The sequence below is a fragment of the Microbacterium candidum genome, from assembly GCF_030315975.1.
GTDB classification, from domain to species: domain Bacteria; phylum Actinomycetota; class Actinomycetes; order Actinomycetales; family Microbacteriaceae; genus Microbacterium; species Microbacterium candidum.
Map to the genome: position 1 here is coordinate 521,412 of NZ_JASXSZ010000003.1, position 20,194 is coordinate 541,605.

The window sequence follows — 20,194 nt, forward strand, 5'->3', positions numbered from 1 at the left end:
CTCCGCTCATGTCATACTTGAACGGTTGCGTAAGCGGCCCCATCGTATAGCGGCCTAGTACGCCGCCCTCTCACGGCGGTAACGCGGGTTCGAATCCCGCTGGGGTCACCAACACCAGAAGCCCGGTCCACTGGACCGGGCTTCTCGCTTGTCGCGGCGGCTCTCGCGCGCTTGACTCGGAGCATGCGAGTCACGAAGCACGAACACGCCGCGCTGCTGGTCGAGGATGGCGGCAAGGCGCTCATCATCGATCCCGGATCGTTCACCTCCCCCTTCACGGACCTCCACGACGTCGTCGGGATCGTCATCACGCACGAGCATCAGGACCACTGGACTCCCGAGCACCTCGAACGGATCCTCAAGTACACCGGCCCGATCCCGATCTTCGGTCCTGCGGGCGTCGTGGCCGCGGCGTCCGCCTTCGACGTCACCGAGGTCCATCCGGGCGACACCGTGGAGCTCGACCCGTTCACCCTGAGGTTCTTCGGCGGAAAGCACGCCGTGATCCACAAGAGCCTCCCGGTCGTGGACAACGTCGGGGTCCTCGTCAACGACGAGTTCTACTACCCCGGTGATTCGTACGCGGTTCCCGAGGGTGTCGATGTGAAGCTGCTCGCCGCGCCGGTCGGCGCCCCGTGGCTGAAGATCGGCGAGGCCATGGACTACGTCCTCGCCGTGAAACCGCGGCGGCTGTTCGGCACCCACGACATGACCCTGTCGATGATCGGTCTGGTGATGCACCGCGCGCGGCTCGCGTGGGCCGTCGAGCAGAACGGCGGCGAGTACGTCGAGCTCGATCCCGGCGACTCCGCCGACGTCTGACATGGCAGGCCGACCCGCAGCGGAGACCCCGATCGACGCGCACCTCGTGCGCGCGCTCGTACGCACGATCGAAGGGATCCCGGATGCCGCGGACCTGCCGATCGCGCATGTCGCGGACGGCTGGGACTGCAGCATCTGGCGGCTCGGCGACGACCTCGCCGTGCGCCTGCCGCGGCGCGCGGAGGTGGCGGCGCTGCTCGACGGCGAGTCGCGCTCGCTCGCCGCAGTCGCCCCCGCCGTCGAGGCGACCGGCGTCCGCGTTCCCGCGGTCGTGGCGACGGGAGCGCCGGCCGCCGGCTACCCGTGGACGTGGACCGTGGTGCCGTTCTTCGCCGGGACCTCCGGCATCCACGTCTCCCGCGAGCGCCGACGCGGGTGGGCAGCGCGTCTCGCCGCCGCCTTCGGAGCGCTGCACTCCCCCGCCCCCGAGTGGCATCCGCGCAATCCCTATCGCGGAGTTCCGTTCGCCGACCGTGCAGAGGTGGTCGCCACGCGACTCGAAGCCTGCGCGGAGCGGGTCGGTCCGGATCAGCACGCGGCCCTCGTCGCGGCGTGGGAGGCGGGACTCGCGGCCCCTGCGTGGGAGGGCGCGCCGGTGTGGATCCACGGGGACGCGCACCCCGCCAACCTGATCGCGCGGGACGACGAGCTCGTGGCGATCATCGACTTCGTCGACATCACCGCGGGAGACGCTGCCTACGACCTCGCCGCCGCGTGGCTCGTCTTCGACGGGCCCGGCAGGCGCGCGTTCATGAATGCCTCGCCGCATGTCGACGCGGACACGTGGGTGCGCGGGCGCGCCTGGGCGGCGGCCATCACGGCGCTCCTGGTCGCCGGCAGCGACGACAACCTCGACTACGAGCGTCTGGCCCGGGAGAGCCTCACTGAACTGACAGGACGGGCGGCACGGCTCCGATCGTGACGCGGACGTCATCGCCTGCGCGGACGAAGCGGATGACGGACTGGTCGCGCAGCCCGAGGCCGGTGTCCACCATGCCCGGGAAGATCTGGATGTCCACGGACGCGAGGAGGGGCGCCGGCGCACACCCGACTCCGAGGACATAGTCCGGGACGCCGTTCGACGTGACGACCAGGCACGGCGAGCCCGCTTCGGATTCGGCGGTCCACACCCGCAGTCCGCCGATGCGCTCATGGCCGCGCAGCTTGCCGCGGATGCCGTAGACATCCGTCAGGTACTGCTCGTTCTCCGTGTCGATCGCCCGCCGCTCGGACGTCGGGGCGAGCACGCGGTCCACCTTCGGCTGCGCCGTCGCCCATCCGACCGCCCCGCCGGCCAGCGCGGCCGCCGCGAGCGCTGCGACACCGAACACGACCCGGCGGCGTCGCGTGCCGGTCGCGCGCGACACGACGCGACGGAGGGCCGCCCGTCGCGGCGATGCCGGCGCGCCTTCGGCGGTCTGCTGATCCTGCGGTGTCTCGGTCGCGCTGCCGCGATCCGCCCCGCCCGCCTCCGCGGGGAGCGCTTCGGATGGAGCGTGCGTCTCGACGGCCGCAAGATCTGTCGCGGGAACCGGATCCTCGAGCTCCGACGGCGTCTCGGCGATGAGGCCGATGGCGGGGACAGCCTCGGACTCGGGAGGTGAAGAGCCGGCGTCCGCGACAGCCACGACCACCGCCGTCCGGGTGGTCGCCTGCTCGAGCTCCTCGAGGCGCGCGAGTGCCACCGGATCGTCGAAGATGTCGGCGCCCGGCCCGTAGGCGCGTCGGCGCAGCTCCCTCAGTTCGGCGCTCTGCGCGGCACCGAAAGCTCCATCGCTCATCGGCCCAGTATGCCGCCGGGCCCCCACAGGAATCGCATAAGCGGCACCAAGAGCGCACCGCGATCCGGCGCATACCTTCGCTTCATGACCATCACCATCCCGCCCGCCCCCGCCGTACCGGGCCCGCCGCTCGCCACACCCGTGACCGCGTTGGCCGCTCGGCCTGCGCGGCGCCTCGGGTCGGTGTGGGTATGGGGCCTCGTGATCCTCTCTCTGCTCGCTGCCGGTCTCACGGTCTGGGGCGTCGGCAGCGGCTCCCGATCGGAGTACTACGCCTCGATCGCCCTGTCGATGAGCCAGGACTGGTCGAACTTCTTCTTCGGCGCGTTCGATCCGGCCGGCACGGTGACGCTCGACAAGATCCCGGGCTCCTTCTGGATCCCCGCGTTGTTCGTCAAGCTGTTCGGGTTCTCCACGTGGACGATCATCCTGCCGAACGCGCTCGCGGCGGTCGGCGCCGCGCTGCTCACCGCGTTCGCCGGGAAGCGGCTCGCCGGTCCGACCGCCGGCCTCCTCGCCGGTGCCGCCGTCGCGACGACCCCGATCCTCGTCGCGGTCTCGCGCTCGAACCAGCCCGAGACCTTCTTCGTCCTCGGACTCGCGCTGACCGCATGGGCCGCCGTCAAGGCGCTCACCCGCCCGAGCTTCGGCTGGCTCCTCATCGCGGGACTGTTCATCGCGCTGTCGTTCCAGACCTACATGCTCGAGGCGTGGGCGGTCTGGCCGGCGCTGGCGGCGGCGTACCTCTGCACGAAGCAGCCGTGGATCCGGAAGATCTGGCACACCATCGTCGCGGGTGCCGTGAGTCTCGCGGCGTCGCTCGTCTGGATCGTGATCGTCTCCCTGGTGCCGGCATCCGCTCGCCCCTACATCGGGTCGACGCTGCACAACGATCCGTGGGAGATGGTGTTCGGCTACAACGGCCTCGGCCGTTTCGGCGACAGCACGGCGGATGCCTCCGCCTACCGATCGTTCACTCCCCCGTTCTCAGGCGACGCGAGCGCGTTCCGTCTCTTCAACGAGCAGCTCGCGGGGCAGATCGCCTGGCTGCTGCCGGTCGCGATCCTCGGGATCGTCGTGCTCGCCGTGCTGCGCTGGCGACCCGCGGTGACGGTGTTCCTCGGCGTCTGGCTCGTCACGTTCGCCGGCATGTTCTCCGTCGTCGCCGGGATGCACCAGTTCTACACGGCCGCACTCGCCATCCCGATGGCGCTCTCGCTCGGCGTCGCGTTCGCGGTCGCCCGCCGCCGTCGGGTGCGCTGGGCGCAGATGGCACTCGTCAGCACCGCGGCCGTCACGGCGCTCGTGATCTCCTTCGCGTACGCCTCAGCCGGAGCCGCATACTCGACCGTGTTCGCGGTCATGCAGTTCCTCGCCGCGGGCGTCGCGATCGCGATGATCGGATGGGAGCGCGAGCGTGTCGTCCGCGCTGTCACGCCCTTCGTCGCAGGCATCGCGATGCTCCTCACACCGCTCGCATGGTCGGTCGTCACGATCTGGAATCCCAGCTCCATCAACCCGGTCGCGGGGGGCGTCTCCGACATGAGCGGGATGGGCGGGTTCGGCGGCGCCGGCGGATTCGGCGGGCAGGGCGCACCGCGCATCGGCGGCGGGCAGAACGGCCAAGGCGGGCAGGCGGGCCCGGGCGGACAGAACGGTCAGGGTGCGCCGGGTGGGCAGGGCGGTCCCGGCGGCCAGAACGGCGTGCCCGCGCAGGGCGCCCCCGGCGGTGCCGGCCAGGGCGGCGGCTTCGGCGGCGGGCAGGGGGATGCCGCATCCTCCACCCTCCTGTCCTACCTCGAGCAGAACCGCGGGTCGGCGAAGTACCTGGTCGCCGTCTTCGGCGCGCAGAGCGCGGCGAGCCTCATCACCGCCTCGGGCGGGCAGGCGGTGCTCCCGATCGGCGGATTCAACGGAACCGATCCGGCGCCGACGTTCGCGGCGTTCCAGACGCTCGTCGCGGGCGGGGAGCTGAAGTATGTGATGGTCTCGGATCAGGGCGGCTTCGGCGGCGGAGTCGGCCAGTCCGAATCGGGCGACGCCGCGCAGATCCGCTCGTGGGTCCAGCAGAACTGCACGCAAGTGACGGATGCGGGCGTCTCCGGCCTCTACGTGTGCACGCCGTAGGCGGGGCCGATGCGGCGGGTCACGCCAACAGGACCCCGGTGACGCACGTCGCCAGCAGCCCCGCAGCCAGGACCGGGATCCCGACACGCACGAACTGCCCGGTGGTGTAGCCGATCGGGCCGATCACCATCAGATTCGTCTGGTGCGCGAAGGGGTTGAGGAACGTGAAGGAGATGCACGTTCCGACGACGGCGAGGAGGACGACCGGATCCACGTGCGCGGTGAGGGCGACGGTGATCGCAACGGGAGTCAGAATGGATGCCGCCGCCGCGTTCGAGATGACGTTGGTGAGCAGCGCGGTCACGATCGCGAAGACGACGACCACGAGAACCGGATCATCTCCGACGATCCGGCTGATCGCGGCGGACATCAGCGACGCAAGACCGCTCTCGATCACGATGGCGCCGAGCCCCACCGAGCCCGCGAGGATGAACAGGGTGTTCCAGTCGAGCGCGCGGGCCGCCGACTGCGGAGTCAGCACCCGGGTGAGCACCATCAGAATCGCCCCGGCGATCGACGTGAACTCGATGGGCGCGAGCCCGAACGACGCCGTCAGCACGACCGCCGCAAGGATCAGCAGCGCGGTCCACGTGCGTCCCGGCTGCGGTGCACGACTTCCCGCGTTCTGCCACAGGGCGACGTACTCGCTGGCATCGACGACCTCGGCGGACGGAGCCGTCACGTAGCACGTCGCGCCCGCGCGGAGATCGGTCGCACGCAGCAGCGACCGGGTACGGGCGGCGATCACGTCGATGTCGGTCGACTCGCTGAGGTCGTTGAGGGTGCCGGTCACCCCCGCCTTCACCGAGACGGCGAACAGACGGTGGGATGCGTGCCCCAGGTGCGGGCTCTCCCACAGGGAGGGGATGCCTGCCTCGGAGGCGGCGAACACGAGTCGATCCCCTTCGGCGATGGGAGTCGCGGCGGGAAGCGTCCGACCGGCGCGCAGGATGGCGAGCAGCTTGTAGTCGCGTGCGCTGTCGAGGCCGACCTGCGACGCGCTTCTCCCGATGACGAGCGCCCGATCGCCGACCGCCACCTCCACCCGCCAGTCGAGCCGCGGCGCCGAGGGAGCCTGGTCTGCGCGCAGCATCCGCGGACCGAAGGTGATCACGACGGCTGCGCCGACGACCGCGGCGGGCAGCGCGATCGGAGCGAACGAGAGCATCGTCATCGAGACGCCCCGCTCCCCCGCGATGCCGGCGATGAGGAGGTTCGAACTGGTCCCGATCAGGGTGATCGTCCCGGTGAGGGTCGTGATGTGGGCGATCGGCAGCATCACCTCACGGGCGGGGATGCCCCGGGTCTGCTCGAGCGTGCGTGAGGCGGGGATGAGCATCGCCACGATGGGCGTCGTGTTCATGAGGCCGCTCGCCACGCCGACGGGGACGACGAGCCGCAGAAGCGCGCCCACCGCAGATCTCGTCGTCCGCAGCAGGGTCTGCGCGACCCGGGATACGACTCCGGTCTGCACGATGCCCTTCGCGATCACGAGCATGGCCGCAACCGTGATCACCCCGGGATTGCTGAGACCGCCGAACAGCGCGCTGGCGGGGGCGATTCCGAGAAGCCCCGCGATGACGATCGCTCCGCCGAGCGCGATCACCGGCGGCACCCAGCCTGCCGTCATGACGACGAGCGTCGCGACGACGAGGACCGCCGAGACGACGATCACATTCGCGCCTGCGGCCCCTCCGGCTCCGAGCCGCGCCATCGGCACGGAACGCCGCGCAGCAGACGCATCCGGTGCGACTGCGCCCGGCCGCGGAGATCTGCCACTCGGCGAGGCATCCTCTCATCCTAGATCGGTCGATTTTCTCCGGTCGAGCGCCGGGCGCGAGGACCGCGCTCGGATGCCTCGATCCGACAAGCCGCCAGGCCTGTCTGCCACTCGCGTACGGTGGCGTCATGAGCTCCCCCGACCTGCATCCACCCCTGTCCGCCGTCGACCGCAGGCACCTGCGGCGCTGCGTCGATCTCGCACGCGAGGCGTTGGACGACGGAGACGAACCGTTCGGATCGCTGCTCATCGATGCCGCCGGCGCCGTCCGTTTCGAGGATCGCAATCGTGTGTCGGGCGGGGATGCCACGCGGCATCCCGAGTTCGAGATCGCGCGCTGGGCGGCCGCGAACCTGTCGCCGACCGAGCGCGCCGCGAGCGTCGTCTACACCTCGGGAGAGCACTGCCCCATGTGCAGCGCCGCACACGCGTGGGTCGGACTCGGCCGGATCGTCTACGCGACGAGCACGGAGCAGCTGAGTGCCTGGCGCGCGGAATGGGGTGCGGCCGCATCCCCCGTGCTTCCTCTTCCGATCCCCGCGATCGCCCCCGGCATCCCGGTCTCGGGCCCCGATCCGGACCTCGCGGACGAGGTGCGCGACCTGCAGAGAAAACTCTTCGACCGCGACTTATGACACTGCCCTGACCCGGGCGCCGGGCGGGTGAACTCGGCGTACGATCATCGCGTGAGCACCCCGACGTACGTGGATTACGCGCTGATCGAGCCGCGTCCGTGGAAGAACGGGCTCGGCGTCACGCGGCCCGTGTTCGATGACGCGGACGCGGCCGGCGCGTGGACGTGGCGCGTCAGCATCGCCGAGCTGAGCGGCACCCAGCCGTACAGCTCCTATCCCGGCGTGCGCCGCGATCAGGTGGCCCTCGGCACCGGCGGGGTCGATCTGACGATCAACGGCCGCGCACTCCATCTCGCGCCCGAGCAGATCGTGACGTTCGACGGCGAGGACGACGTGTCCGCCCGCCCGAACCACGATGGATTCCTCGATCTCAACGTCATGACGCGGCGGGATTCGTGGAGCGTGGACATCGAACTCAGCGACGCCCCGGCGGTCACCTCGGGTGATCGGAGCACCGTGGTCCTCGTCGCACTCCGGGATGACTGCGTGGTCAACGGGCACACCCGCAATCGACTCGACGCCGCGCTGCTCCGACCCGGCGGATCGCTGGCGCTCCGAGGGCTGTTCGTGCGAGCGCGGCTCACTCCCATCGCCTTCTGAGGGCTTCCTCAGAGAGGACCCTCGACGGCCGACGATCCTCGAGAGGCCCGGAACCCGTCGACGGCCAGAACGGTCAGGGCGACCGCCAGCAGCCCGTAGACGACGATGTCGAGAGCGTTGAGCCGCTCGCCGAGCAGAAGCGCGACGACGAACATCAGCACCGGCTCGACGTACGTGAGCAGGCCGAAGAGGGGCAGCGCGAGCAGACGGGATGCCGTCAGGTAGGCCGTCATTGCGAGCGTCCCCGCGAACCCGGCCGCGATCACGGCGATCGCGCCCCCGGTCGTCATCGCTGCGGGCGCGAAGAGCACGAACGGGATGGCGACGGGGAGCAGGATGACGACTTCCGCACCGAACGTCGCGGGCAGGTCGAGCTGCGTGTGCCGCCGCACCATGAAGTAGACCGCGTACCCGATGCAGATCGCGAACGTCACCCACGACACCGCCGCCGTGAACGCGATCTTCGCCGCGATCGCGACCACCGCGATCACCACGGCGACCCACTGCAGGCGGCTCACGCGCTCCCGGAAGAACAGCCGGCCGATGAGCACGAGCGCGATCGGCAGCAAGAGGTAGCCGAGGGAGGCGTCGAGCGCGTACCCGTGGCCCGGCGTCCAGGCGAAAAGCCACATCTGGAAGCCGACCATCGCGCTCAGCGCGACGAGGACGACCGTCATCCACCAGGCCGACTTCAGGACGGTCCACAGCTCCCCGAGCGCCCGCCGTCCGGCCATCGTCACGAGAGCCGCCGCATAGCAGAGGACGGTGACGATCATGCGCCAGCCGAACTGCGACTCCGCGGACGCGTCCACGACGCCGTAGAGGTAGAACATCGCGCCGAACAGGACGCTGGCCAGCAGCGAGCTGACGACGCCGCGCACCCGGTGCGACTCGGTTCCGGTCATCCGGTTCATGACTCCGAGGGCGCCATCGGCAGCTCGGGCCCGTAGTTCCACGACAGGATGGCGGGCTGCTCGCGGAAGAAGCTGAGGACCGACACCGATCCGGCATCCAGCGTGATCTGGGCGCCGAAGCGCGGTGCAGACCGCAGGAAGACGGCCGTCAGGATGCGCAGGATGTGGCCGTGCGCGACCAGGGCGACATCACCTTCGGCCATCGCGGGCAGCACTCGCGTGAGCACCCGCGACGCGCGCGCAGCGACCTCTTCCACGGTCTCGCCGGGTGTCCGGCCACGAATCACGCCGTGCGTGAACGCGCTCCAGTTGTAACCCAGCTCCTCACGGATGTCGCGCGTTGTGCGCCCCTCGTAGCCGCCGTAGTCCCACTCGACGAGGAGCGGATCCACCTCAGCGTGCAGGCCCGCCAGCTCGGCTGTGCGACGCGCGCGCTGCAGCGGCGAGGTCAGCACCAGTGCGAAGTCGTAGCCGGCGACCAACCGGCCGGCTCTCCGCGCGAGGTCCTCCCCGCGCGCGGTGAGGGGAATGTCCGTCAGTCCGGTGTGCCGGCCTTCTCTCGACCATTCCGTCTCGCCATGACGCAGCAGGACGAGCTTTCCCGACGGGTTGTCCGGGGCCGGATGATCGGGAAGGGGATCTACGTTGGACACAACGCAACCGTAGTATCGCGACCGAGGCCGGCCGCGTAATAGAAGGGCACGGACAAGATGAGCGACGATCCTCGAGCCCAACTGCTGCCGGCGATACACGCTGCGCGATCGGGAGCCGCCTCGGGCGGGATCCCGATCGGATCGGCCCTCTTCATCGACGGGAAGCTCATCGCGACGGGACACAACCGCCGGGTCCAAGATGGCAGCGTCATCCACCACGCGGAGATGAACTGCCTGGAGAACGCCGGTCGCCTTCCCGCGGCCGACTACGCGCGAGCGACGCTGGTCACGACCCTGTCGCCGTGCGACATGTGCACCGGCGCCGTGCTTCTGTACGGCATCCCCCGCGTCATCATCGGCGAGAACAGGACCTTCCTCGGCGGGGAGGAACTGCTGCGGAGCAGAGGAGTGGATGTCACGGTCCTCGACGACCCCGAATGCACCGAGATGATGACGACCTTCATCGCGTCCCACTCCGCCCTGTGGGCGGAGGACATCGGGCAGGACGCGACCGAAGGAACGATGTGATCTACTCCTCCGCCGCTGTCGCGCTCTGCGGGCGACGAGCAGCGGGTCGGCGTGAGGACCGCCGCGCCCGGCCGATAGAATGACGCGCGGCCTGCAGCGTAGGGGCGCGATGCACCGCTGATCCTGTCGCCGGTGCAGGGCCGTGGCGATATGTGAGATTGCGGAGGATCGGATGCTGCTTGCTGGCGCGGATCTGGAGTCGCTCCTCCTGGAGAGCAAGACGACCGCTCCGATCTTCAACCCGGCGTTCGTCCGCCGCCCGGAGCTCGTCGAGGCACTGCGGACGGACGGCTCTCGTCTTGTCACCGTGACAGCGCCGGCGGGATACGGCAAGTCGTCGCTGCTCGCCGAGTGGGAGCAGGTCGAGGACCGCGCCACCGGCTGGCTCACGCTCCGTGTCGAGGATGACGACCCCGCCGCAGTCCTGCGGCTCCTCGCGTACGCGTGCGAGCGGTTCGCCTCCGCAGCGAGCTCCGTCTTCACCGTGATCGCGACCTCTCGCGACGATGTGCTCGGCCGCATGGCGCCTGCGGTGGCTCTGGTCCTGTCCCAATGCGAGCGGCCATTCGTGCTGTTCGTCGACGATCTGCACGTCCTGCAGAACCCCGAGTGCCTGGACGTCCTGGAGGTCGTGCTCGGCGGAGTTCCCGCCGGGTCGCAAGTCGTCCTGGCCAGCCGTCACCACCCCACCCGGCTCGCCCGCGGCCGGGTGGCCAACTCCTCCGCCCACATCGGCGCTGCCGACCTCCGGATCGATCCCGCCGGCGCGGCGAGAATCGCCGAGGAGGCCGGAGCTCTCGTCGACGCCGACATGCTCCAGGACTGGGTGGAGCGCTGCGACGGCTGGGCCGCCGGACTCCACATGTGCGCCCTTCTTTCGAAGCGCAGACCGTTCGAGTCCTTCAGCGACGATGCCGTCCTCGCCGACTATCTCTATCAGGAGTGCGTGCGCGACCTTCCCGAGGACACCCGCCAGTTCCTCCTCCAGAGCTCGATCCTGGGCGCCCACATCCCAGACCTGTGCGATGCCGTGCTCCAGCGTTCCGACTCGGCGCGGATCCTCCGCGATCTCGAGACCCGCCAGCTCTTCGTCACCGCCGACCGGGCGCATCGCGCATACCGCCTGCATCCCCTGTTCCGCGAATACCTGACGGGGGCGCTCGAGATCGAGGCCGCCTCATCCATACCCGCTCTGCACCAGCGGGCATCGAGCTGGTTCGCCGAGCGTGGCCAGCTTCCGGCCGCGATCGACCACGCGATCTCCGCGGGCGCCTTCGAACTGGCCACCTCCTTGGTCACCGTCGCGGCGCTTCCGGCATACGAGGCGGGCCAGAGCGCGACGCTCGGTCGATGGCTCCGTGAGATCGGCGACGCCAACCTCCTCCTCAATCCCTCCGCCGTGGTCGTCATCACCTGGTTCGCAGTGCTCGCAGGCACCGACGACGACGCGCGCAAGTGGAGCACGCTGCTGCGTCGCGTGCCCGATGATGCTGAGGCGCCCGGCGTCACGGTCCCGACGGCGAAGGCGATGATCCGGGCCATCATGCTCGAGGAAGGCATCGAATCGGCACTGGCGGACGCCGAGTTCGCCGCCGAGCTCGAGCCGCTCGACAGCCCCTGGCGCGACCCGGCCGTCCAGATCCTCGGCAGCACGCTTCTGCATGCCGGGCACACGGAACGGGCGACGACGGTGCTGAGCGAAGCCATCCATATGGCCGACGCGCACGGCAACCCGGCCACGGTCGTCATCTGCGAATCCGAATTCGCGCTGCTCGCCATCGAGCGCGGTGACTGGGAGGCCGCTGACGAGCACGCCGAGCGGGCGATGCAGGCGATCCGCGCGGGGGGTATCGACGGCTACGTCATGGCCGCGTACCCGCACGCCGCCGCGGCCTGCATCGCGCTGAACGCGGGGCGACGCACCGCAGGGCTGAACTATCTCGCCTCGGCGATGTCCGAACGCCATCGCTGCGGCAAGGCCGTGCCGCTCCTCGCCATTCCCACCCGGCTTCTCCTCATCCGCGCGCAGCTCCGCGCGGGCGACGCCGAGGCGGCGGAGCTGCTGCTCGAGGAGATCCAGGAGATCCTCCCGCCGCGTCGCGTTCTCGGAAGCCTCGGCCACCGGGTCTCAGACGCACACAGCCTCGTGCGCACGCATGCCCTGTCCGCCGACCGGGGTTCCCCCTCGGTCTCGCTCACCGCTGCCGAGCAGCGACTGCTCCCGCTCCTGCAGACCCACCTGACGCGGGCCGAGATCGCGCAACGGCTCTACGTCTCGACGAACACCATCAGCACGCAGATGGGCTCGATCTTCCGCAAGCTCGGTGCATCGACCAGGTCGCAGGCGGTGGAGCGGGCGTACGAGCTCGATCTCCTCGGCACGCCGTCCGGCGTCGCCGAATCCGCTGACTGAGCGCCCCGGCGGTTCACACGTCACGCACCCGGATGGACGCTCTCCGAAACGTCATCCCTGAGCCGCATGCGCTTCACCCGATTGTGATGACGCGGAAGATGCTCTTCAGCCTCCACACTGGTGCCTGGATGTCGTTCCGCCGTCGTTCACACGAGCCGGTCGACTCCTGCGGCCTCCCCAGGGCCGCGAGATAGGGCGCCTCTCCCCAGGAGGCTGCCGAAGGGTGATGGGGAACGAGGCCGACGGGGGGCTCCGTCCCTCATCACCCTCCCCTCTTTGAGAGCGACGACCAGACCGTGACCTGGCGGCAGATGAAGCCGGATCATCGAGATCGGCCGGCGATGACGATCGAGATGTCACCCAGACAGGCTGTCAACGCAGGCCGTCGGCTCGCGCCGTGGCGATCGCACCGCGGAGCAGTGCGCCGGGGTCGACCAGCTGTATGAAGAGGTGGGGTGTTCCGTCAGCCCGCTCTTCCCGCCACATACACCAGCGCGACGAGCTCTTGCGTACGCGCCCCACTACCGGTTCAACGTTCGAGGACGACAGCCAGTCCCTGGCCGACGCCGATGCAGATAGCGGCGACCGCAACCCCGCCGCCACGTCTACGCAGTTCATGCGCGGCGTGGCCGATGATGCGGCCTCCAGAGGCGCCGAGCGGATGGCCTATCGCGATGGCGCCGCCGTGGACGTTCACGATCTCGGGGTTTAGATCGGGCCAGAGCTTCAGGCAGGCAAGGCTCTGCGACGCGAACGCCTCGTTGAGTTCCACGACGTCGACGTCGGCCCAGGTTCGCCCCGCCCGGGCCAACGCGCGATTAGCAGCCTCGACCGGCGCGACGCCGAACACGTCCGGATCGTTGCCGAAGACACCACGGCCCGCGATTCGCGCGAGGGGTTCCGCATCCACCGCCCCCTCCCTCCCCAGGAGCACGGCGGACGCACCATCGTTGATCGAGGACGAGTTGCCCGCGGTGACAGTACCATCGTGCGCGAAGAGCACCCTCAGGCCGCTGAGCTTCGAAAGCGTCGTGTCATCACGGATGCCTTCGTCCCGTGGCAGCTCGATCCCGTCGACCTGCACGATCTCGTTCTCGTAGAAGCCCGCCGACCATGCGGCCCCCGCGAGACGATGGCTGCGCAGCGCGAACTCGTCCTGCGCATCGCGGGAGATGCCGTGGATCGACGCGAGCTTCTCGGCCGACTCTCCGTTGGAGATGGTCCAGTCGCTCCGCAACGCCGGGTTCACCATCCGCCACCCGATCGACGTGTTCCACAACGTCTGGTTGCCGGTGGACGGCCACGATTTCGCCGCCTTCTGTACGACGAACGGCGCGCGGCTCATCGACTCCACGCCGCCCGCCAGGATGATGTCAGCGTCGCCCGCTTCGATCGCTCGCGATCCTTGGATGACGGCCTCGACCGCGGAGCCGCAGAGGCGATTTACCGTCACGCCCGGGACGGAGGTCGGGAAGCCGGCAAGCAGTGCACCGAAGCGCGCCACATCGCGATTGTCTTCACCCGCCTGGTTCGCGTCGCCGAAGACGACGTCGTCGATGCGCGCGGGATCGAGTCCGACGCGCTCGACGACCGCCTTCATCACGGTGGCCGCCATGTCGTCGGGGCGGACACTCGCAAGAGCTCCGCCTGCTCGGCCGAAGGGCGTCCGGACAGCATCGTAGACATATGTAGCAGTCACTGCTCAGCCTTTCAGTTCCAGCCCGGTGAGCGCGGCGAGGAGCGCGACGGTGTTGTCACCGAACGCCTCGCGCACGACGAAGCCGTCCGGCCTTACGTCGAAGATCGCATGGTCCGTGTAGACGCGCGTGACACACGCCATTCCGGTGAGCGGATAGGTGCACGCCGAGACGAGCTTGGACTCGCCCGACTTGGTGAGCAGGTCGGTCATCACGTAGACGGCCTTCGCGCCGATCGCGAGGTCCATGGCGCCGCCCACCGCGGGGATCGCATCTGCGCCGCCTGTCGACCAGTTGGCAAGGTCGCCGGCCTGGCTCACCTGAAATGCGCCGAGGACGCAGACGTCGAGGTGTCCGCCGCGCATCATGCCGAACGAGTCGGCGTGGTGGAAGAACGCGGCCCCGGGGAGTTCGGTGACGGGTTGCTTGCCGGCGTTGAGGAGGTCGGGGTCGACCTGCGTCTCGTGCGGGGCAGCACCCATCCCGAGCAGCCCGTTCTCGGTGTGCAGGATGATCTCCTGATCGGCGGGCAGGTAGTCGGCGACGAGCGTCGGGACGCCGATCCCGAGGTTGACGTACGAGCCTTCGGGAATGTCCATCGCCACGCGTGCCGCGAGTTGGGCGCGCGTGATGCGTGTCGTCATCGGTCCACCTCCGCTCGAGTGGCCGCAGCGTCGGGCAGCGGCATCCCGTCCGCGTCGACGCCTCCGACGAAGGCTCCGTCGCGCAGCCACGACCGTGAGCCCACGGCGACGACGGCGTCGACGAAGATCCCCGGCGTGACGATGCTCTCGGGATCGAGGGCGCCGAGGGTCGCCATGTCGTCGACCTGCACGATCGTCGTCTGCGCCGCGGTCGCCATGATCGGGCCGAAGTTGCGCGCCGTCTTCCGGTAGACGATGTTGCCCCAACGGTCGCCCCGAAGGCCGCTCACCAGCGCGAAGTCCGCCCAGATCGGATACTCGAGCGCGTACAGGCGACCGTCGATCTCGCGAACCTCTTTTCCAGCGGAGAGCTCGGTCCCTACGCCGGTCGGCGAGAAGAACGCCCCGATTCCGGCTCCGGCGGCGCGGATGCGCTCCGCGAGGTTCCCCTGGGGAACGAGTTCGAGCTCGATCCTCCCGGCGCGGTACAGCCGGTCGAAGACCCACGAATCGTGCTGGCGCGGGAAGGAGCACACGATCTTGCGTACCCGGCCGCCGGCGAGGAGCGCCGCCAGGCCAGTGTCGCCGTTGCCGGCGTTGTTGCTGACGATCGTGAGGTCACCCGCGCCCTGTTCGATCAGCGCATCGATGAGTTCGGCCGGCTGGCCCGCGCGCCCGAATCCCCCGACCATGATGGTCGAGCCGTCCGGGATGCCGGCCACTGCGGTCGCGGCATCCGCCACTGTCTTGTCGATCATCGCGCTGTATAACCGCCGTCGACGGGGAGCGTCACGCCGGTGATCCAGGATGCGTCGTCAGATGCGAGGAAGAGCACCGCGCGCGCGACGTCATCCGGACGGCCGAGCCGTCGCAACGACTGGTGCGCGGTCATCATCTCTTCGTAGGCGGGCAGCCCGCCAGGGTACTCGGCCGCGATCCCCTCGACGAGCGGGGTGAGAACGGTGGAGGGGTTCACGGCGTTGACGCGGATGCCGTAGCGGCCGTAGGACGCGGCATCCTGCTTCGTCTGCATGTTCACGGCCCCCTTGGCGACGTGGTACGGCGTGAACTCGTCGTTGCCGATGATCCCGTAGATCGACGAGTAGTTGACGATCGCTCCCCCGCCGGCGGCGAGGAAGTGCGGCACGGCCGCCTTCGTTCCGAAGAACACGCCCTTCACGTCCACGGCGAACACCGCGTCCCACTCGGCCTCGGTGACTTCGTGCGTCGGCTTGTCCGCGCCGATGATGCCGGCGCAGTTGACCAGAATGTCGAGCCCGCCGAATGCGGCGGCCGCCTCGTCCACGGCGGCCCGCATGTCGGCCTCGTCGGTGACGTCTGTACGCCGGAAGGTCGCGACGCCTCCCCGGCCCCGGATCTCCTCCGCCGCGCGCACGCCCGGCTCGGCCTGCGCATCCAGCAGGGCCACCGCCGCACCCTCCGCGGCGAAAAGCTCAGCGGTCGCGCGTCCCATGCCCGACGCGGCACCGGTGATCACGGCTCGCTTGTCGTCGAGTCGTCCCATCGTCCTTCTCCTCCTCAAATGTCTCCCGTGGAAGCGCCGGGGCGTGCGACACGCCCCGGCACCCGCCGCCATCAGGCGCTGACGGCAGCCGGTTCGCGGTGCAGCAGGGCCGCGTAGCCAGATGCCTCCAAGTCGCGGCAGTGCTGCTGGTAGACCTGACCGCCGCCCATGTAGACCTGGAACTCCTCCGCCTTGCCGGGGATGTTCTCGCCGAGGAACCAGGCCTTGGCCTTCTTGCCTTCCGAGTACATGACGGTCAGGCGGCCGGTGCGCTCGGTCTCCTCGCGCCACCAGTCCTCGGACTCCGGCGTCGCCTCGAAGTACGGGACGTCGTTCTCCTCTGCCCACCGGAGCGCGCGCTGCAGCCACTGGGCACCGAGCTGGATCGGCACGATCAGGTTGGAGTAGGGCGTCTGCGGCCCGAGCGACATGAAGAAGTTCGGGAATCCGTGCGCGTTGATGCCGAGGTTGGACTTCAGTCCGTCGTGCGTCCACTTGTCGCGTAGCGTCCGACCGCCGCGGCCGACGACATCGATGTTGGTGAGTGTGCCGGTCATGGCGTCGAATCCGGTGGCGAAGATGAGGACGTCCAGCTCATATTCGGTGTCGCCGACCATGACCCCGTTCTCTGTGATCCGTGTGATCGGCGTCGTCGCGGTGTCGATCAGGTGCACGTGGTCGTGGTTGAACGCGTTGTAGTAGCCGTGACCGGTGGGGACGCGCTTCCCGTTGAAGGAGTACGTCCGCGGGGACAGCAGCTCAGCCTTCTGCGGGTCCTTGACGATCTCGCGGATCTTCGACCTGATGAATTCGGATGCCAGCTCGCTCGCCTCGTGGTTCGTGGCGAGGTCGGTGAAGCACTCGTTCGCGAAGTGGAATCCGCCCTCGTTCCATTTGCTCTCGAAGATGCGCCGGCGCTCCTCCTCCGAGACCTCCAGCGCGCTGTGCTCGGCAGGCTCCATCGCGACGCCGAAGGGGTGGTTCGCCGCCTTCTCGTAGACGGCGTCGTAGTTCGCGCGCAGCCACTCCATCTCGGCCTCGCCGACCTTGTCGTTGTTCGTCTCCACCACGAAGTTCGGCGTGCGTTGGAAGACGAAGAACTCGTCCACCTCCGAAGCGATCACGGGGACGATCTGGATGCCGGATGCGCCGAGGCCGATGAGTCCGACGCGCTTCCCGGCGAGATCAACGCCGGTGCGCGGCCACTGCGCCGTGTGGTATTTCTCGCCGCGGAACGTGTCGATCCCCGGGATCGCGGGGAACGCCGCCTGCGAGAGGACGCCCATGCCGCTCACGAGGTACTTGGCCGTCAGGCTGGTGCCGTCGGCCAGGTTCACCGTCCAGGTGTTCGCGTCCTCGTCGTAGACGGCCGAGTCGACGCGCGTGTTGAGCCGGATGTCCTTGCGCAGGTCGAGACGGTCGGCCACGAAGTTGAGGTAGGAGAGCACCTCGTCTCCGGCGGGGTAGCGCTCCGTCCAGGTCCACTCGTCGCGGACCTCCTTGGAGAAGGAGAACGAGTAGTACGAGTACTCGCTGTCCGTACGCACACCCGGGTACCGGTTCACCCACCACGTGCCGCCGATGCCGTCCTCACCGTCGACGACGAGGGTGCGCAGGCCGATCTCGCGGAGGTGATGCAGGATCGCGAGTCCGGAGAACCCGGCCCCGATGACGATGGCGTCGAAGTCTCTTGTGCTGTTGTCGGTCATGTCCGATTTCCTTTCGATGTCAGAGCGCGTCCGCGGCGACGCGGCTCTCGTTTTGCCAGTCGGCGATGCGCCGAACGGATGTGTCGGCCGCAGGGTGGTTGCCGGCCTGCATCGGCCAGACGTGCTGCTCACCGTCGACGGTGTCGAAGACGACGTCGACGCCCGCCGAACGCGCCCGCTCCGCGAGCCGGACGGCGTCGTGGTACAGCGATTCCGTCGCAGAGGCGGCGATGTAGAGGCGAGGGAACCCCGTGAAGTCGGCGTACAGCGGGTTCACCAGCGGGTCGGTGGGGTCGGCACCGCCGGAGAGGTAGCGGTCGATGTTCCCCTGCAGGCCCTCGCGGGCGATGAGGAAGTCGGTGGCGTCGTTCGTCTCGATCGTCTCGCCGGAGTTCTCCATGTCGAGCCACGGCGAGATCGTGATGACCTGCGCGGGGACCGGAGCGCCGTCGCGCAGACGCCGGAGCACGGTGGCGATCGCGATGCTGGCGCCGGCACTGTCTCCGACCGGTGTGATGTCGGCGGCGCGATGGCCGTCGGCGATCAGCGCGTCGATCACGGCGTCGGCGTCGTCGAGCTGGGCCGGATAGGGGAACTCGGGGGCGCGGCGGAAGTCGGCGACGAAGGCGAAGGCGCCCATGGCCTTGGCGAGGTGCCCGGCCATCTTGCGGTGGCTCGCCGACGACCCGAGCGCGAACCCTCCCCCGTGCAGCACGAGGAGCACCTTGCGGGAATCGGCACCGATCGGCGAAACGAGGATGCCCGGGACCCCGCCGATCTCGGTGCTGCGGTACGTCACGTCCTCCGGCTCGGCGGTCGCTCGCTGCCAGTCCTCGAAGATCCATCGCAGCACCGGCAGCGACAGCTCGGGAGCGGCCGTGAATTCGACGGTCCACTCGGCGTAGATCCGTCCCAGGGGATCTGTGGGAACAGTGGCGGGCATGGATTCCTCCTCAGCGAAGACCAGGTGGGGTGCCGTCTCCCGGCGGCGTGAATCCAGAATCACGCGGTACGGAGGCCCCGCCATCGGCTGTCGCAAAATGACGCACCGTCGTCTCAGCCTGAGCCGGATCCGCCCCGTGCGGCGGCCCCAGACTGCTGGACATACCACCCGCCGGCGCGTCCGCATGCCGGCGCTCAATGAAGAGGAAGTTGGCACACCATGCGATTCACATCGACTCGCCGCGCGGCGGCCGCGGTCGCGGCGACCGCGGCGATTCTGCTTCTGGCCACGGCCTGCTCGACGGGCTCGCTCTCCGGGAGCGGATCGGGCGGCGACGGCGCCAGCAGCGGATCGTCCGACAGCAAGGTCACGGTCGGAACCGTCGGCACCGAGAGCGAGATCCAGGACATCTCGAAGTTCTGCGGCGACAAGCCGCTGACCGTCGCGCTCGCCGACGGGTTCGGCGGCAATTCCTGGCGCAAGATCACCCGCGCGATCTTCGAGAAGGAGGCCGCCAAGTGCAAGAACATCAAGAAGATCCTCTACACCGACGCGCAGGGCGACACGCAGAAGGCGATCAGCGACATCAATTCGCTCGTCGCGCAGGGCGCGAATGTGATCGTGACCTTCGTGGACGGCGGTGAGGCCCTGCTGCCCACCATCAAGAAGGCGACCGAGGCGGGCGTCAAGGTGGTGCCCTTCGTCGGCTCGCCCGGCGGGACGCCGGGCAAGGACTACGTCGACTTCGTCTCCGAGGACATCAAGACGTACGGCAAGAACCTTGCCGACTGGACCATCTCCAAGATGGGAGACAAGGGCAATCTTGTCATGCTCGGCGGCATCGCCGGCAACTCCTACTCGCAGGCGGTCTACGACGGGGTCATGCAGTCCGTCAAGGCGCACCCCGGCATCAAGCTTCTGAACACCGACGGCCCGGTCGCGACCGACTGGGAGCCGGGGAAGACGCAGCAGGTCGTCGCAGGCCTGATCACGAAGTACGGCAACATCGACGGCATCGTCGCCGACTACGGCGGGGGCTCGGTGGGCGGCGTCCGCGCCTTCGAGGCGGCGGGCAAGCCGCTCCCGGTCTGGTCCGCCAACGACTCGAATGAGTTCGCGTGCCTCTGGTACCAGTACAAGGACGCTCAGCCCACTTACCAGATCGCGACCGAGTCGTCGCGCAACTGGGTCGTCGAGGCCGCGCTGCACAAGGGACTCGCCGCGGCGAACAACCTGCCGAACAACGAGCCCTCGACGTACGACCTCCAGATCATCGAGGACTCGACCGACTCGAGCAAGATGCCGAAGTGCGAGAAGGACCTGCCCGCCGACGCCATCCTGTCGTCCGGCCTGACCGTGGACGAGCTGAAGAAGCTCTTCCAGTGAACCCCGGGCCCGGCGACATCCGCCGCCGGGCCCTCCC

General features: G+C 69.1%; 18 protein-coding genes and 1 tRNA gene. 9 read left to right on the forward strand and 10 right to left on the reverse strand.

Annotated elements, in window-relative coordinates; translation table 11 throughout:
• Positions 1-35: 35 nt before the first annotated feature.
• From QSV35_RS11885 to QSV35_RS11895, 3 genes are all read left to right on the forward strand, one after another.
• Positions 36-111: transfer RNA gene (locus QSV35_RS11885), tRNA-Glu, on the forward strand.
• Positions 112-183: 72 nt separating this feature from the next.
• Entirely contained in the window at positions 184-822 is a 639-nt protein-coding gene (locus tag QSV35_RS11890) for an MBL fold metallo-hydrolase (protein ID WP_286288963.1), read from the forward strand.
• Position 823: 1 nt separating this feature from the next.
• Positions 824-1,744: a phosphotransferase gene (locus QSV35_RS11895; RefSeq protein ID WP_286288964.1), complete on the forward strand. Its 921-nt coding sequence runs from the start codon at positions 824-826 to the stop codon at positions 1,742-1,744.
• Here QSV35_RS11895 and QSV35_RS11900 read toward each other — a convergent pair.
• A complete protein-coding gene (locus tag QSV35_RS11900; RefSeq protein WP_286288965.1) occupies positions 1,704-2,603 on the reverse strand; it encodes a hypothetical protein in 900 nt (299 codons plus the stop codon). The two genes, QSV35_RS11895 and QSV35_RS11900, sit on opposite strands and share 41 nt — an antisense overlap.
• An 84-nt stretch (positions 2,604-2,687) precedes the next feature.
• Here QSV35_RS11900 and QSV35_RS11905 point away from each other — a divergent pair, with 84 nt between their 5' ends.
• On the forward strand, positions 2,688-4,730 hold the full coding sequence (locus QSV35_RS11905) for an ArnT family glycosyltransferase (RefSeq protein WP_286288966.1): 2,043 nt from the start codon (positions 2,688-2,690) through the stop codon (positions 4,728-4,730).
• Positions 4,731-4,749: 19 nt separating this feature from the next.
• Here the strand turns inward: QSV35_RS11905 and QSV35_RS11910 are convergent, their stop codons facing one another.
• The gene (locus QSV35_RS11910) at positions 4,750-6,405 is read right to left on the reverse strand and encodes an SLC13 family permease (RefSeq protein ID WP_286288967.1); all 1,656 of its coding nucleotides are present in this window, start codon (positions 6,403-6,405) and stop codon (positions 4,750-4,752) included.
• 233 nt (positions 6,406-6,638) lie between these two features.
• Between QSV35_RS11910 and QSV35_RS11915 the strand changes: the two genes are divergently transcribed.
• Both QSV35_RS11915 and QSV35_RS11920 read left to right on the forward strand, forming a co-directional pair.
• Positions 6,639-7,145, forward strand: a complete 507-nt coding sequence (locus tag QSV35_RS11915) for a nucleoside deaminase (RefSeq protein WP_286288968.1) — start codon at positions 6,639-6,641, stop codon at positions 7,143-7,145.
• Positions 7,146-7,196: 51 nt separating this feature from the next.
• A complete protein-coding gene (locus QSV35_RS11920; RefSeq protein ID WP_286288969.1) occupies positions 7,197-7,745 on the forward strand; it encodes a HutD/Ves family protein in 549 nt (182 codons plus the stop codon).
• 8 nt (positions 7,746-7,753) lie between these two features.
• Here QSV35_RS11920 and rarD read toward each other — a convergent pair whose 3' ends face one another.
• Both rarD and QSV35_RS11930 read right to left on the reverse strand, forming a co-directional pair.
• The gene (rarD, locus tag QSV35_RS11925) at positions 7,754-8,650 is read right to left on the reverse strand and encodes an EamA family transporter RarD (RefSeq protein ID WP_286288970.1); all 897 of its coding nucleotides are present in this window, start codon (positions 8,648-8,650) and stop codon (positions 7,754-7,756) included.
• Between the two features lie 5 nt (positions 8,651-8,655).
• The gene (locus tag QSV35_RS11930; RefSeq protein ID WP_286288971.1) at positions 8,656-9,312 is read right to left on the reverse strand and encodes a histidine phosphatase family protein; all 657 of its coding nucleotides are present in this window, start codon (positions 9,310-9,312) and stop codon (positions 8,656-8,658) included.
• 57 nt (positions 9,313-9,369) lie between these two features.
• Between QSV35_RS11930 and QSV35_RS11935 the strand changes: the two genes are divergently transcribed.
• Together QSV35_RS11935 and QSV35_RS11940 are read left to right on the forward strand one after the other, a co-directional pair.
• Positions 9,370-9,840, forward strand: coding sequence for a nucleoside deaminase (locus tag QSV35_RS11935; protein WP_286288972.1), 471 nt, complete (start codon positions 9,370-9,372; stop codon positions 9,838-9,840).
• A gap of 172 nt (positions 9,841-10,012) precedes the next feature.
• Complete coding sequence (locus QSV35_RS11940) at positions 10,013-12,253, forward strand: LuxR family transcriptional regulator (protein ID WP_286288973.1); 2,241 nt, start codon at positions 10,013-10,015, stop codon at positions 12,251-12,253.
• 529 nt (positions 12,254-12,782) lie between these two features.
• Here the strand turns inward: QSV35_RS11940 and QSV35_RS11945 are convergent.
• From QSV35_RS11945 to QSV35_RS11970, 6 genes are all read right to left on the reverse strand, one after another.
• Positions 12,783-13,952, reverse strand: coding sequence for a thiolase family protein (locus tag QSV35_RS11945; protein WP_286288974.1), 1,170 nt, complete (start codon positions 13,950-13,952; stop codon positions 12,783-12,785).
• Between the two features lie 3 nt (positions 13,953-13,955).
• Positions 13,956-14,594, reverse strand: coding sequence for a 3-oxoacid CoA-transferase subunit B (locus QSV35_RS11950; RefSeq protein ID WP_286288975.1), 639 nt, complete (start codon positions 14,592-14,594; stop codon positions 13,956-13,958).
• Positions 14,591-15,352, reverse strand: coding sequence for a 3-oxoacid CoA-transferase subunit A (locus tag QSV35_RS11955; protein ID WP_286288976.1), 762 nt, complete (start codon positions 15,350-15,352; stop codon positions 14,591-14,593). Before QSV35_RS11955 ends, QSV35_RS11950 begins: the two co-directional genes overlap by 4 nt.
• Positions 15,349-16,119 carry an SDR family NAD(P)-dependent oxidoreductase gene (locus QSV35_RS11960; protein ID WP_286288977.1) on the reverse strand — a complete coding sequence of 257 codons (771 nt, stop codon included), beginning with the start codon at positions 16,117-16,119 and terminating at the stop codon, positions 15,349-15,351. Before QSV35_RS11960 ends, QSV35_RS11955 begins: the two co-directional genes overlap by 4 nt.
• 71 nt (positions 16,120-16,190) lie before the next feature.
• A complete protein-coding gene (locus QSV35_RS11965) occupies positions 16,191-17,828 on the reverse strand; it encodes a flavin-containing monooxygenase (RefSeq protein ID WP_286288978.1) in 1,638 nt (545 codons plus the stop codon).
• Positions 17,829-17,847: 19 nt separating this feature from the next.
• On the reverse strand, positions 17,848-18,771 hold the full coding sequence (locus QSV35_RS11970) for an alpha/beta hydrolase fold domain-containing protein (RefSeq protein WP_286288979.1): 924 nt from the start codon (positions 18,769-18,771) through the stop codon (positions 17,848-17,850).
• Between the two features lie 219 nt (positions 18,772-18,990).
• Here QSV35_RS11970 and QSV35_RS11975 point away from each other — a divergent pair, with 219 nt between their 5' ends.
• Positions 18,991-20,157 (forward strand): substrate-binding domain-containing protein, encoded by a 1,167-nt coding sequence (locus tag QSV35_RS11975; RefSeq protein WP_286288980.1) that lies wholly within the window; start codon positions 18,991-18,993, stop codon positions 20,155-20,157.
• Positions 20,158-20,194: the final 37 nt, after the last annotated feature.

Bases quoted from the DNA above. Each gene is read 5' to 3' on its own strand.
- QSV35_RS11890 (WP_286288963.1), top strand. From the start codon at position 184: ATGCGAGTCACGAAGCACGAACACGCCGCGCTGCTGGTCGAGGATGGC.
- QSV35_RS11895 (WP_286288964.1), top strand. From the start codon at position 824: ATGGCAGGCCGACCCGCAGCGGAGACCCCGATCGACGCGCACCTCGTG.
- QSV35_RS11900 (WP_286288965.1), bottom strand. From the start codon at position 2,603: ATGAGCGATGGAGCTTTCGGTGCCGCGCAGAGCGCCGAACTGAGGGAG.
- QSV35_RS11905 (WP_286288966.1), top strand. From the start codon at position 2,688: ATGACCATCACCATCCCGCCCGCCCCCGCCGTACCGGGCCCGCCGCTC.
- QSV35_RS11915 (WP_286288968.1), top strand. From the start codon at position 6,639: ATGAGCTCCCCCGACCTGCATCCACCCCTGTCCGCCGTCGACCGCAGG.
- rarD (WP_286288970.1), bottom strand. From the start codon at position 8,650: ATGACCGGAACCGAGTCGCACCGGGTGCGCGGCGTCGTCAGCTCGCTG.
- QSV35_RS11935 (WP_286288972.1), top strand. From the start codon at position 9,370: ATGAGCGACGATCCTCGAGCCCAACTGCTGCCGGCGATACACGCTGCG.
- QSV35_RS11940 (WP_286288973.1), top strand. From the start codon at position 10,013: ATGCTGCTTGCTGGCGCGGATCTGGAGTCGCTCCTCCTGGAGAGCAAG.
- QSV35_RS11950 (WP_286288975.1), bottom strand. From the start codon at position 14,594: ATGACGACACGCATCACGCGCGCCCAACTCGCGGCACGCGTGGCGATG.
- QSV35_RS11955 (WP_286288976.1), bottom strand. From the start codon at position 15,352: ATGATCGACAAGACAGTGGCGGATGCCGCGACCGCAGTGGCCGGCATC.
- QSV35_RS11960 (WP_286288977.1), bottom strand. From the start codon at position 16,119: ATGGGACGACTCGACGACAAGCGAGCCGTGATCACCGGTGCCGCGTCG.
- QSV35_RS11965 (WP_286288978.1), bottom strand. From the start codon at position 17,828: ATGACCGACAACAGCACAAGAGACTTCGACGCCATCGTCATCGGGGCC.
- QSV35_RS11970 (WP_286288979.1), bottom strand. From the start codon at position 18,771: ATGCCCGCCACTGTTCCCACAGATCCCCTGGGACGGATCTACGCCGAG.
- QSV35_RS11975 (WP_286288980.1), top strand. From the start codon at position 18,991: ATGCGATTCACATCGACTCGCCGCGCGGCGGCCGCGGTCGCGGCGACC.